The organism is Salmonella sp. SAL00653, from assembly GCF_046552515.1.
Taxonomy (GTDB): Bacteria; Pseudomonadota; Gammaproteobacteria; order Enterobacterales; family Enterobacteriaceae; genus Salmonella; species Salmonella enterica.
Genome location: NZ_JBGDTY010000007.1, coordinates 166,495 through 179,643, shown reverse-complemented (window position 1 = coordinate 179,643; position 13,149 = coordinate 166,495). Strand labels below are relative to the sequence as shown.

Sequence of the window (13,149 nt, the reverse complement as noted above, 5' to 3'; positions counted from 1 at the left end):
ATTCATTTTATAACGCGAAGTTCCGGAACAAAGTTTCTGGAAAAAGTAAAAATTTATTGTCCATCTTTACAAAAGTCCATTTACTGTTCGACCGCCATTAAACGCCGATATTCATCCCATGCGTAAAGGTCAGTCATCCCGCTGATATAATCCTGAATCAACCGACAGCGATAATAATATTCCAGTACCGGGTACTCCGCCGAATCCGTGGGTAATTTACTGACGACTTCCACGTAGGCCAAACGATGGCGCGTAGAAAGTTTCTGAAATAAGCGCGATTCTATGGGGAAGCGTTTCAACCGTTCTTTTTCCACCAGCTCGCGAAAGTCGTTAAGCGACAGGCTTAATAGCGGCTGATAGATATCTAATAACCCGCTGATCACCCGGTATCCCTGTAGCTCAAGCTGTTCTACATCCGGATGGCTAAACACATGTTCAACCGCCACATTCTTATAGAGTTCAAGCAGGCGGCTAAAACCGCTGGCATCTTCCAGCAACGCCTGATTGAAGGTACCAGCAAAAATCTGCGGCAAATTATCAATAAAACGCTGAGCGGCATAGGGCACCAGTTTATTTAATGTATTTACCCGTAAATACATAAAAAACTGATCTTCGGTACTGCGGCTTAATGTATTGGCGCGTGATTTTTCCCACGCATTTCCTACCACCAGCTCAAACAGCGAATCCTTCTCATGGTGGCCCCACGCGTGATATAAATGGTGATAAAGCTGCTCAACGCTAAAGATTCTTTTCTCTACCGCGTCTTCAAGATCGGCGACACAATAAGAAATATCATCTGCGGCCTCCATAATCCACGTTAATGGAAAGCGACTGTAAGGCGCTAACTGCAGTTCTTTACGTAACCTCGCAATATACTTCTCTTCAGAAAGATAATAGCCCGGTTTCTTCATTAAATAGCGATGGGAATCCGGCACTGGCCCTCGCCACCATGCCGGACGGGTATATTTTAAAATTCCGCCAACCTGCGCCCAGGTAAGATTCATCCGCATGAGCGTATGTACCAGACGAATTCCCTGTGCATTGCCTTCAAAATGGCAGATATCCTGACGTACCTTGCGGCGAATATCGTTCAGATTTTCTTCGCCTTCCTGTAACCGTAGCGAGGAAACCACACAGCGATCATGCGTGAGCGGCTGACTTTCCGCATCTTCCGGATGCAGCCGCTGACGAAACCAGTCATTGATCGCCGCCTCGCCAAAATGACCGAACGGCGGATTACCGATGTCGTGCATCAGGCAGGCCATTTCCACAATACTTTCAAAGGGACCGGTCAGCGCATCCAGACCGTACTCCTCCAGTCGGTTTTGCTCTTTCAGGCGGCTTAAAATCTCTTTCGCGATATAACGCCCCACCTGCTGCACCTCCATCGAATGCGTCAGACGAGTACGCACCGCGGCATTGCGCTCCAGCGGGAAAACCTGCGTTTTTTGCTGCAAACGGCGTATAGCCGGAGAGTTGATAATCCGCCCGCGATCGCTTTCAAAAATCCGCAGGATCTCATGTTCCGTCTTTACGCCCTGCGGTGAACGATAACGACGATGCCAGTTAATTTTATTTCGGAAATCGATCGATGCCATATCCTCTCCCCGCCTGAGAAATGCGCTTCCCCATAAGCGCATGATAAACTATGCCCCCAAAACTGACTTATCGCGAGTAAATCTATGAAAATCGGCATCATTGGCGCAATGGAAGAAGAAGTTACGCTGCTGCGTGACAAAATTGACAACCGTCAGACGATTACGCTGGGCGGCTGCGAAATTTACACTGGCCAGTTGAACGGCACCGAAGTGGCGTTGCTGAAATCCGGTATCGGTAAAGTCGCGGCGGCGCTGGGCGCCACGTTGCTTCTGGAGCACTGCAAGCCGGACGTGATCATCAATACCGGTTCCGCAGGCGGTCTGGCGTCCACGCTGAAGGTCGGCGATATCGTCGTCTCTGACGAAACGCGTTACCACGACGCTGATGTGACCGCTTTCGGCTATGAATACGGGCAATTACCGGGCTGTCCGGCCGGATTTAAGGCCGATGATAAGCTGATCGCCGCCGCGGAATCCTGCATCAGGGAGCTGAATCTGAACGCGGTACGCGGCCTTATTGTTAGCGGCGACGCGTTTATTAACGGTTCCGTCGGGCTGGCGAAAATCCGGCATAACTTCCCCGACGCGGTCGCCGTAGAGATGGAAGCCACCGCTATCGCCCACGTCTGCCATAACTTCAACGTGCCGTTCGTGGTGGTACGCGCTATTTCTGACGTGGCCGATCAGCAATCGCACCTCAGCTTTGACGAATTCCTCGCGGTGGCGGCGAAACAGTCGACTCTGATGGTCGAAACGCTGGTACAGAAACTGGCGCATGGTTAAGCAAATGTTCAGGGCGCTGGTCACCCTGCTGCTTACGCTCCCGGTGTGGCTTTACGCTGCGCCGCGCGTAATTACCCTCTCTCCCGCCAATACGGAGCTCGCTTTTGCCGCCGGGATTACGCCCGTTGGCGTCAGCAGCTATTCCGACTACCCGCCCGAAGCGCAAAAAATAGAACAGGTCTCTACCTGGCAGGGAATGAATCTGGAACGCATTGTGGCGATGAAGCCGGATCTGGTCGTCGCCTGGCGCGGCGGTAATGCGGAACGCCAGGTAAACCAACTGACGTCATTAGGTATTAAGGTCATGTGGGTGGACGCGGTAAGCATCGAACAGATCGCCGACACGCTCCGTCAACTGGCCGCCTGGAGCCCGCAGCCGGAAAAGGCTCAGCAGGCAGCGCAGACATTGCTAAACGAGTACGCCGCGCTCAACGCCGAGTATGCCGGTAAAGCTAAAAAGCGCGTCTTTCTTCAGTTTGGCATGAATCCTCTGTTTACCAGTGGTAAAGGGTCTATTCAACATCAGGTTTTGACGACCTGCGGCGGAGAAAACGTCTTTGCTGACAGCCGCGTGCCGTGGCCGCAAGTCAGCCGTGAACAGGTGCTGGCAAGGCATCCCCAGGCCATTATCGTGGCCGGAAAAGCGGGCGAAATTCTCAAAATTGAACAATACTGGGGAAACCTGTTAAAAATTCCGGTTATTCCGCTTAACAGCGACTGGTTTGAACGCGCAAGCCCGCGTATTATCCTCGCCGCAAAACAACTCTGTAATGCGCTTTCACAGGTGAATTAGAGCCTGTCTTACCAGGCTCCCAGTGGGGATTCGACAATGCTCGTCTATTGGCTGGATATTGTAGGCACGGCTGTATTTGCTATCTCTGGCGTGTTGCTGGCCGGGAAATTACGTATGGACCCGTTCGGCGTCCTGGTGCTCGGCGTCGTTACTGCCGTCGGCGGCGGGACAATCCGCGATATGGCGCTGGATAACGGCCCGGTATTCTGGGTTAAAGATCCTACCGATCTGGTCGTCGCCATGGTCACCAGTATGCTGACCATCCTGCTGGTTCGCCAGCCAAGACGTCTGCCGAAATGGATGTTGCCGGTACTGGATGCGGTCGGGCTGGCGGTGTTTGTCGGCATTGGGGTGAATAAAGCCTTCCTCGCTGAAACGGGGCCATTAGTGGCCGTCTGTATGGGCGTGATTACCGGCGTCGGCGGCGGGATTATTCGCGATGTTCTGGCACGCGAGATCCCCATGATCCTACGCACCGAAATCTATGCCACGGCCTGTATTATCGGCGGGATTGTTCACGCCACCGCGTTTTATACGTTTTCAGTACCGCTGGAAAGCGCCAGCATGATGGGCATGGTCGTCACGCTGTTTATTCGGCTGGCGGCCATTCGCTGGCATTTGAAATTGCCGACGTTTGCCCTGGATGAAAACGGACGTTGATATTGTTTTGCCCGATGGCGCTACGCTTATCGGGCCTGGAACATCTTTCCTGTAGGCCGGATAAGACGCTCGCGTCGCCATCCGGCACAACGAACAGCAATCAAATGCTGAAGGAAGAGCCACACCCGCAGGTACTTTTCGCATTCGGGTTGGTTACAATGAAGCGGGAACCTTCCAGACCTTCGGTATAATCTACCGAACCACCCACCAGATACTGCAAACTCATCGGGTCAACCACCAGGCCAACGCCCTGTTTTTCGATGGTCATATCCCCTTCGTTAACCTGATCGTCAAAGGTAAAACCATACTGGAAGCCGCTGCAACCACCGCCGGTGATATACACGCGCAGTTTCAGATTCGGGTTATCTTCGTCAGCGATAAGACTTTTTACTTTATTCGCTGCTGCGTCGGTAAACTGCAGCGGCAGCGCTACGTCATCACTCATATTTTGCTCCAAACGACATCGGTAATTGGATAAATTTTCACCCAATATTGGCAGTCATTATCTAATACCCTGGTAATTCGTTCAAGTATTCTCGCCCGCAGACGCATTCTGGTTTTTCGCCGCCTGTTCCGCATCCTGCTTCGCCAGAGTGCGCGCCAGGATGGTTGAGTATAACGGTTTCCCGCCCAAAAACTGGGCTAATAGTGTTGCGCCAAGACAGGTGATAATCATTGGCAAAATGAGCTGGTAGTTATCGGTCATCTCCAGCACCAGCACAATCCCCGTCAGCGGGGCGCGCACCGACGCCGCCATCAGCGCCCCCATCCCGGCAATCGCAAAGGTACCGGCCTCCAGGTGATACTGCGGGAAAAGCACTGCCGCCGCCATACCGAAGGCCGTACCAAGCAGCGTTCCCAGGGCCAGCATCGGGGCGAAAATGCCCCCCGGCGCGCCGGAAGAAAAGCAAAGCAGCGTCGTGACAACCCGGGTAATAAAGATGAACAGCAGTAGCCCGACGCTAAAATTACCTGCCGCGGCGATAGGAATAAGGTTAAATCCGCCGCCTGCCGCTTCCGGCTCAATCAACCCCAGAATACCGCACAGGCCGCCGATCGCGCCGCCCATAAGCACCCATTTTTTAATTTCGCCGCCATGAAAGCGCTGAAACATATCCTGGGTACGCAGCACCAACGAATTAAATACCGGCCCGACGCAGCCAAAAATAATGCCGAGGATAAGGTATAACCACAGTGTGTTAACCGGCGCATCAGACAGTTTGCCGACTTCAATAATCGGCGCTTCGCCGTTAAATATGCGGAACACAATGCTCGACATGATGACGCCGGTAAACACCGCTTTAATCGAAATCAGGTTGTAGCGAAACTGCGGGCGCATCTCTTCAATAATAAACAGGATACCCGCCAGCGGCGCGTTAAACGCCGCAGAGAGCCCCGCCGCCGCGCCGGTCGCCAGCAACGTATGCCGCGCTTCGGCGCTGCGCATACGAAAAACATCCAGCACCATGCGCCCCAGGTTGCCCCCGATTTGCACCGTTGGCCCTTCGCGCCCTAATACCATTCCTGCGCCCAACGTTCCCATCCCGCCGATAAACTTCACCGGCAACACGCGCCACCAGCGCACCGGACGTAACTCCTCCAGCGCGCCTTCAATTTCCGGGATACCCGAGCCACCGGCTTCCGGCGCAAATTTTCGCACCAAAAAATAGCCGACCATCGCCAGTAACGCCGAAAGGATAAAGGCCAGCGGCCAAAGCAAAAACGCATGGTCCGCGACCTGAACCAGCGCGCCAATGCGCATGTTTTGTACCCAGGAAACCGCCTTTTCAAAGGCGACGCCAACCAGTCCGGTAAGCGTGCCGACAACGGCCGCCATGAACAGAATGGCCAGCGGCGTTTTATCCCGCTGCATTAACCGGCGAATCTGATCTCTGCGCCGTAAGCGCACAATTTGCTGAGCTAAAAAGGTGGAAGTGTCTGTTTTCATCAGAAGATCATTAATTGGTAATACAAATCTAAAGTCGGCATTCTACTCGCCAACGCCGTGAAAATCCCCTGCAAATCGTATTGTTTCAAATGCGTAAAACTTTCATAACCTTCTCTGAATAACTTAGAATAGCGGGTATTCACTTTTTCTACGAACCAGGAATCTTTCCATGAGTAAGTCTGAAAATCTCTATAGCGCGGCCCGCGAGCTGATCCCCGGCGGCGTGAACTCCCCTGTTCGCGCCTTCACTGGCGTGGGCGGCACCCCGCTGTTTATCGAAAAAGCGGACGGCGCGTATCTTTATGATGTCGATGGCAAAGCATATATCGACTATGTCGGTTCCTGGGGGCCAATGGTACTGGGGCATAACCATCCGGCTATCCGCAATGCGGTGATCGAAGCTGCGGAGCGTGGTTTAAGCTTCGGCGCGCCAACCGAAATGGAAGTAAAAATGGCGGAACTGGTGACCAACCTGGTGCCGACCATGGACATGGTGCGCATGGTGAACTCCGGCACCGAAGCGACGATGAGCGCTATTCGCCTGGCGCGTGGTTTTACTGGCCGCGATAAGATTATCAAATTCGAAGGCTGCTACCACGGCCACGCAGACTGTCTGCTGGTCAAAGCCGGTTCTGGCGCGCTGACGCTCGGTCAGCCGAACTCGCCGGGCGTGCCGGCGGATTTCGCGAAACATACGCTGACCTGCACTTATAACGATCTGACGTCAGTGCGCGCGGCGTTTGAACAATATCCGCAGGAAATCGCCTGTATCATCGTCGAACCCGTGGCAGGTAATATGAACTGCGTCCCGCCGCTGCCGGAATTTCTGCCAGGTCTGCGCGCCTTGTGCGATGAGTTCGGCGCGCTGCTGATTATCGACGAAGTAATGACCGGTTTTCGCGTAGCGCTGGCCGGAGCCCAGGATTACTACGGCGTCGTGCCGGACCTGACCTGTCTGGGTAAAATCATCGGTGGCGGGATGCCGGTAGGCGCGTTTGGCGGTCGTCGCGATGTAATGGATGCGCTGGCGCCGACGGGCCCGGTTTACCAGGCGGGCACCCTTTCCGGCAACCCGATTGCGATGGCGGCCGGTTTCGCCTGCCTGAATGAAGTCGCCCAGCCCGGCATTCATGAAACGCTGGATGAGCTCACCACCCGCCTGGCGGAAGGGCTGTGCGAAGCGGCGCAGGAGGTGGGGATCCCACTGGTCGTCAACCATGTCGGCGGGATGTTCGGGATTTTCTTCACCGATGCAGAAACCGTAACTTGCTATCAGGATGTGATGGCATGTGACGTTGAACGCTTTAAGCGTTTCTTCCACCTGATGCTGGAGGAAGGCGTATATCTGGCGCCGTCCGCGTTCGAAGCAGGCTTTATGTCCGTGGCGCACAGTGAAGAAGATATCAATAACACCATCGACGCCGCGCGTCGGGTGTTTGCGAAACAGTAAAAGAGAACGTCCAGAAACAACGTAGGCCGGGTAAGGCGAAGCCGCCACCCGGCTTTTTTTTGGTTCATACCAGGTTAGCGTGAATCTTCGCCAAACACCCAGCCCCCCTAAAGCTCATCAATAATATACTGGAAGCTACAGGTCGACGTGAACTGCCCGGAGCCAATGTTGCGGGTGTTCACCGCTACATTAATGTCATGAAGCTCAACATCGGTTATCGGATGATCAACGGCGCTGGTCGTGACGCTCGACTGGTCGCAGCCCAGCACATTGAGCGTAATACCCGATGAGACAAAACGGCAATAAGCGCCACGGTTGTCAAATTTGCTGCCATCGCACAGTTTCCCCCCCTCCATCAAATAGGTATGTAACGTGCGATTCACCGTGCCACCGGTGGCATCAAGCATGAGGGTTGTTTTCTGTTTCGAAACGTTCGCATCCCAGGAGATATCAAAAGTATCAACGGGAATTTTCGGGCAAACTGAGCTGCGCGTATCCGGCGCGCTATAGGTTTCCCCAGAAACCAGATCCTCAGCGGTGCTATGAGTGGCGGCCAGCCACGGGCAACCATAATTGTCGCTTTGTACGGTAATATCAACGGTATAATAACCGCAGCCATTCCAACTTGAGGGGAGGTTTTTACAGTTGGATTTCGAAATGCTGTTATCAAAATCCCGCAGAACAATAGTCGGTGCGGGGTCAGGCCCGGTCCAGGAGAGTAAGGTCGCAGTAGCTCCTTTTCTTGCCATTCCTGAGAATTTCCAGGAACCATAGTACACGCCATCAGGCGTGGTTACTGTAGAGTTCAGTATAACCGCTCTATCCGCATAACTAGGGCCAATACCATAATATAGCGTGGTGCTCCCAAACGTCGCTTTCAGCATGGGTCTGGCCGATACCGAACCACCATAAACGGCAATCAGCAGCAAAAATAAAGTCCGTATTATTTTCATTATAAATACTCAAATGTGGCTAGCGCACTTGCAGAGAACCTTCCCGGAATCAGGTCCTCGCCGGGAAGACGTTGTACCCAGGCATTCAGGCTTAGCGTATTTTTCCCCGTCACCAGCGTAAATACCGCACCGCTTTCGTTATTAATGCCCACGGGAACGCCGGATAGCGTTTCAATGCCAATCCCGATCCCGGAAGCGCCTGAATAGCTATCGATGGCCAGGATACCACGCATTCCGGTCGCTTCGGTTCCAGTGAAAATTACCTGCACTCCGTTACTCAGCGCCGAATCGCAATCCGTGAGTTCAAACACCAAAGGTTTGCGGGCAGACTGGCCGCCGGGAATAAAGTCAGAAGCATCAAGCGATGAAAAATCGACTTCAGCAATATCGGCTCCCTGCATTGTTAAGGTACACGGACTGGCGACCAGACTACCGGAAAAATGCAGATTATCTGCCGCTGAGACCGGCAATATCAGCGTCCCCCAGAGGATGAAGACCACGCCGTGTAATAACGTCTGTTTTTTAACCATTACTGATAATCCACCTGTAATGTTGCCGTCGCATCGAAGTCACCTTCTGTCAGCGAGGCTCCGCTCTTTTTAACCGGTATGGCTTTCAGAACAGGTGCCGACTGCTCATTTACAGTAATGGTGGACCCCAACGTAAACGGTTGGTCGTTCTGCCTAAGTTCAATCCCCAGCCCCGCCACACTGGTGTTTATCGCCGCCTGATTAAAATCAGTCACAGAGCCGCTTAGTGTCAGGGTCATTGTCATCGTATCGTCGCGCACCGCTGAATCACAGGTGATCTCATACGGAACATTCTGTGCGTAACGCGTACCATCTATTTTACTAATCAGCATGTTACCGAACTTAACTTCGATCGTCTGATTATGGCTAATCGTGCAATTCGGCGGTGATATTAACGTACCGTGAAACTTAAGATTCTCAGCCGACTGCGCGGCAAAACTGCTGCTTATTAACACCATCAAAGCCATTTTTTTCATTGGTAATCCACCACCAGCGTAGCGCCTGCGTTAAACGCGCCACCTGTTAACGTTACGCCATTATCTTTGACAGGAATCGCCTCGATGGCCGGACCGCTGCCACCGCTGTATTGAAATGACAACCATTGCGTATTGCCGGGTGAAACCAGCGCGCCATCCGTGGCGGTTTGCAGACGGATACCCAATCCATCGACATCGGTTTGCAATACCGACTCGCCATTGATAGTCACCGCATTCCCCTGAATCTGTAACTTCAGGTAATCGCTCACTCTGCCGTTACAGCTCAGGCGATAGCCCACCGCCTGCCGGTAATTCACCCCATCCACTTTCGTCGTCAACACATTGCCAAATTCCACCTCACCGCCGGTCACAGTACAGGGCGGCGCGGCATTAACGACTATCGTCAGCGTCATGTTGACCGTCTTACTTCCCGCTGCCAGCGGCATACTGACCGCACTCAGCATGGCCGCACACGTTACCGTGCCCAGCCGTAACCGACATTGCCTCATCTTGCGTCTCCTTGTCGGTTACGACTTTCTGCTTTTTGCTTCATCTACCGCACAACTGTTGTCAGTACAGTTAAAAATCAGCGGTAACCGCGCGCCATAATCGTTGACGTAAGTCAGCACAGGCGAGTGACCTAATTCACTGGCGTCCCCTCCCAGCGTCACGTTGCTTTTTGGTGCAATCACTAAAGGGCTAAAGCCTCTGGCTGGTGTGCCGTCCATGCGGTTGCTGGCGTTGCTTAACACCACGTAGTAACCGGTCGGATTGCTCACCTGATAGCCATTGCCCTGACGCTGAAGGGTGATCTTGTATTGCCAGGGATGCTGCATATCGATTTTCGATAGCGCCTGCGGGCGGTAAAAAACTTTGATGCGCGTTTGCAGGGCGATTTGCAGCGTATTGGGCTTGTCGCTTTGCGGCGGAATTTCGCGCACGTTGTAATAAAAAAGGGTTTCCCGATCCTTGGGGAGCGACGCCAGCGCCGGCATCCCCTGAATTTTGACCTGTCCGATTGCCGACGGCTCAATGCGCTGGGCCGGTGGGACGACGATTAAAGGCGAGGTGATTTTGACGCCCTTCTCATCTTCCACCCAGGACTGCGCCAGATAGGGCAGTTTGCTGTTGGCGTTTTTCAGATCGACGCTTATCGATTTATCTTCGCCGCGAAACACCAGGCGGGTGCGATCGGGCGCGATGGCGGCCTGGGCGCTACCGTAGCCGCCCAGCAAAAGCAGCAAAACAGCGGCCAGGTTATAACGTTTTAATGGCATCATGAATGCGGTTTCCTGAATCAATGTGTTGGATAACGAGAAGAGAGCGCTTCGGGTTGCGTCGAAGACGTCCGCCGCTGCGTATGAAGCTGGAGTAATGGTTTCTCTTCGGGCTGCGTTGCCTCAGGTGATGAAGCGTCGCCGATGCACGGCAGCAACAGGCCGCTAAACAGATCGCCCGGCAGCGGATCGGGCAACGCCGCTTCACACTGCGTTTTACCTTCCCATGTCACCTGCAACCGCTCGCCGGGGTTAATGCCGATCAGATAAACGCTGCCGTCTTCACCTACGATCCCTAACTGTTGCTGGCGACTGTTGTAAACCTCTGCGCCGAAGGGCGGCGTGCCGCCATCGCGCAGGCGGATACTGGCCATGGCTTTTTTACCGCTGAGCACCTCCATGCGGCGATAACCGATCGCCCCTTCCGTCAGGGTCGCCTGAGCGATGGAGAGAGTTGCTTCCGCGTCTTCCGGCAACTGGGTAATGTCGATTTTCACCAGGTTGCGGTAGTAGTCGTTGACGTCGACAATGACGGCTTTACCAAACGCGTTGGTATATACCGGCGTGCTGTAGCCGGAGATGGGTACGTTCGCTTCATCGCCGACATCCACCATCAGCCGCGAGCCGCCGTTGACGCTGGTGCGGTGCAGCGCCCCGCCTTTAGCAGTCAGCGTCGCGCCCCCCTGGATGTTCAGCCCGCCGGAGGTATAGTCGCCTTCCTGATAGTTCGCACTGACGTCAATGTCGGCATAGCTCGCTTGATGACGGTAGTAGCCGTCGAGAGTCGCACCGTTATCCGCGCGACCAGCGTTGATCTGGTAGTTATTGCGATCGTCAATGCGCTCGTAATAGCCGACCTGATTGCTGTTGTTGTCATCGCTAAAGGAGCCGTTGTAGCTCAGCGTGCGGTTGTTGCCCCACGGAATACTGAGCGAGACGTACACGCCGTCATCACGCTCATTGTCATATTCGTTGCGAAAACCGTTCACCGACAGACTGATCCCGCGCACCTCACCGACATCGAAATAGTGCGACAGCGTCAGGTTATAGCTGTCCTGGTTAGGTTGATTCCAGTAGGTGCGATGGGTGTAGTTGATATAGGCGTTGACGTTTATTGCCGAAAAGTTCTGGCTGTACGTCAGGGTATACATCTCTTTATCGTGGCCGGTGCGCTGACGATCGTTATCGTCATTATGCGTATCGATAAACTCGTCCATCGTCATGTAGTTTTCTTCGGAAAAGCGATAACCAGCAAACGTCAGACGGCTGTCTATATCATCAAAATCTTTAGCGTAGCTGGCACGGAACGAGTTACCCTGAATGGTGCCGTCGCCGTAGGCGCTACCCTCTGGCAACGTCGCACGGGAATGGGTGACATCGACGGAAAACGCGCCCAGCAGCGCCAGATCGCGCCCCAGTCCTAACGCCAGCGCCTGATAATCCTGCTCACCGATGGCACCGCCGTACAGCGACCAGCCGTTAGCGATCCCCCAGGAGGCTTCGGCTGAGGTGAAAAAGCCGCCTTCCATATTGTGATCCCAGTCCTGCGGTCGCCCGGCGGCCAACTTGTAGCGCACCTGGCCGGGACGGGTCAGAAACGGAATGGAGGCGGTGCTGACGTCATATTCCTGCACCTGACCGCTTTGTTCTTCAATTTTGACGTGTAGATCGCCGGATACCGTTTCATTAATATCCTGAATGCGAAACGGCCCTGCCGGGACCTGCGACTCATAAATCACCCGCCCGCGCTGGGTCACGGTGACTTTGGCGTTGGTGCGCGCCACGCCTGATATATCCGGGGCGTAGCCGCGCAGATTAGGCGGTAACATCTGATCGTCGGTGATAAGGCTGCCGCCAACATAGTTAAAGCCGTCGAAAATATCGGATTCCAGCGATCCTTCGCCCAGCGTTAGCTGCGCCCGGAGCTGCGGGATCGCCCGCCAGGCGTAATAGCGGTTCCAGTCCCAGTTCTGTTCGGAACTGGAGCCAAAGTTGTCTTTATCTTCGCTGTCATTTTCGTGACGATAGTTAGCCTGCCAGTCCGCGCGCAAACGCCACGCGCCGAGGTTGGCACCCACCGTGCCGTTGCCGCTGATGTCATATTCATCGCCGTCATCATGTTCAGCATGTCGCCACTGGCTGTTAACGTTGTAGTCAAATAACACGCCGGGAATCCCTTCATCCCAGCGGGAAGGTGGATCCCACTCTTCATCGCTGTATTCCAGATACGCCTGCGGAATAATCACCGTCAGCGTTGACTGGCTTAAATCTGTTTGGGTTTCCATCCCTTCCAGTTGATCTGGTTGCAGACACTGACCGGCATTTATCCAGATCATTTTATCTGCTATTTCAGGTTTTAACCCCAGCAGCGATACCAGCTCAGGCGATAAACAGGGATAGGTGTTATCAGGATCGTTATTATCAACGGAATACGTAATAATATTGTCCTGGGCAATTTGACTCTGATTGACCAGCACCTGGAGATGATAGCTCCCCGGCATAATGTAGCCTTTACGGGAAAAACGGGAGAGATCCAGGCTGGCATCATCTTTAACATCAAGAAATCGGGTATTAAATTGAATGGGCGCTTCCGCGTAGCTATTTTCCGGACCGACAGCCAGAACAATACCCACCACGGCCGCAAGCGTGCTCAGACGAAATTTTTTATAGTGAGCCATCAG

At 53.8% G+C, this 13,149-nt stretch carries 13 protein-coding genes; 4 read left to right on the top strand and 9 right to left on the bottom strand.

What is annotated here, in order from left to right; all coding sequences use genetic code 11:
• Positions 1-80 precede the first annotated feature (80 nt).
• Positions 81-1,598, bottom strand: coding sequence for a dGTPase (gene dgt, locus ACLJRU_RS10740; RefSeq protein WP_000146450.1), 1,518 nt, complete (start codon positions 1,596-1,598; stop codon positions 81-83).
• A gap of 84 nt (positions 1,599-1,682) precedes the next feature.
• Between dgt and mtnN the strand changes: the two genes are divergently transcribed.
• From mtnN to ACLJRU_RS10725, 3 genes are read left to right on the top strand one after another with little or no spacing between them, the layout of a single operon-like run.
• Positions 1,683-2,381, top strand: coding sequence for a 5'-methylthioadenosine/S-adenosylhomocysteine nucleosidase (gene mtnN, locus ACLJRU_RS10735; protein ID WP_000689826.1), 699 nt, complete (start codon positions 1,683-1,685; stop codon positions 2,379-2,381).
• A complete protein-coding gene (gene btuF / locus ACLJRU_RS10730) occupies positions 2,374-3,174 on the top strand; it encodes a vitamin B12 ABC transporter substrate-binding protein BtuF (protein WP_038393939.1) in 801 nt (266 codons plus the stop codon). The genes mtnN and btuF overlap by 8 nt, the downstream gene beginning before the upstream one ends.
• A gap of 36 nt (positions 3,175-3,210) precedes the next feature.
• A complete protein-coding gene (locus tag ACLJRU_RS10725) occupies positions 3,211-3,834 on the top strand; it encodes a TRIC cation channel family protein (protein WP_000964234.1) in 624 nt (207 codons plus the stop codon).
• Between the two features lie 100 nt (positions 3,835-3,934).
• Here the strand turns inward: ACLJRU_RS10725 and erpA are convergent, their stop codons facing one another.
• Entirely contained in the window at positions 3,935-4,279 is a 345-nt protein-coding gene (gene erpA / locus ACLJRU_RS10720; protein WP_001278668.1) for an iron-sulfur cluster insertion protein ErpA, read from the bottom strand.
• 81 nt (positions 4,280-4,360) lie between these two features.
• The gene (clcA, locus tag ACLJRU_RS10715; RefSeq protein ID WP_000845431.1) at positions 4,361-5,782 is read right to left on the bottom strand and encodes a H(+)/Cl(-) exchange transporter ClcA; all 1,422 of its coding nucleotides are present in this window, start codon (positions 5,780-5,782) and stop codon (positions 4,361-4,363) included.
• 169 nt (positions 5,783-5,951) lie between these two features.
• Here clcA and hemL point away from each other — a divergent pair, with 169 nt between their 5' ends.
• Entirely contained in the window at positions 5,952-7,232 is a 1,281-nt protein-coding gene (gene hemL, locus ACLJRU_RS10710) for a glutamate-1-semialdehyde 2,1-aminomutase (RefSeq protein ID WP_000045260.1), read from the top strand.
• Between the two features lie 107 nt (positions 7,233-7,339).
• Here the strand turns inward: hemL and stfH are convergent, their stop codons facing one another.
• From stfH to ACLJRU_RS10680, 6 genes are read right to left on the bottom strand one after another with little or no spacing between them, the layout of a single operon-like run.
• Positions 7,340-8,185 (bottom strand): fimbrial adhesin StfH, encoded by an 846-nt coding sequence (gene stfH / locus ACLJRU_RS10705; protein ID WP_000691865.1) that lies wholly within the window; start codon positions 8,183-8,185, stop codon positions 7,340-7,342.
• Positions 8,185-8,715: a fimbrial protein gene (locus ACLJRU_RS10700; RefSeq protein WP_000239536.1), complete on the bottom strand. Its 531-nt coding sequence runs from the start codon at positions 8,713-8,715 to the stop codon at positions 8,185-8,187. The genes stfH and ACLJRU_RS10700 overlap by 1 nt, the downstream gene beginning before the upstream one ends.
• Complete coding sequence (stfF, locus tag ACLJRU_RS10695) at positions 8,715-9,191, bottom strand: fimbrial minor subunit StfF (protein WP_000737997.1); 477 nt, start codon at positions 9,189-9,191, stop codon at positions 8,715-8,717. The genes ACLJRU_RS10700 and stfF overlap by 1 nt, the downstream gene beginning before the upstream one ends.
• Positions 9,188-9,700, bottom strand: coding sequence for a fimbrial protein (locus ACLJRU_RS10690; RefSeq protein ID WP_001539039.1), 513 nt, complete (start codon positions 9,698-9,700; stop codon positions 9,188-9,190). The genes stfF and ACLJRU_RS10690 overlap by 4 nt, the downstream gene beginning before the upstream one ends.
• A gap of 18 nt (positions 9,701-9,718) precedes the next feature.
• Positions 9,719-10,471, bottom strand: coding sequence for a fimbrial chaperone StfD (gene stfD, locus ACLJRU_RS10685; protein WP_011264191.1), 753 nt, complete (start codon positions 10,469-10,471; stop codon positions 9,719-9,721).
• A 17-nt stretch (positions 10,472-10,488) separates the two neighbouring features.
• The gene (locus ACLJRU_RS10680; RefSeq protein ID WP_001539036.1) at positions 10,489-13,146 is read right to left on the bottom strand and encodes a fimbrial biogenesis outer membrane usher protein; all 2,658 of its coding nucleotides are present in this window, start codon (positions 13,144-13,146) and stop codon (positions 10,489-10,491) included.
• Between the last annotated feature and the right edge of the window lie 3 nt (positions 13,147-13,149).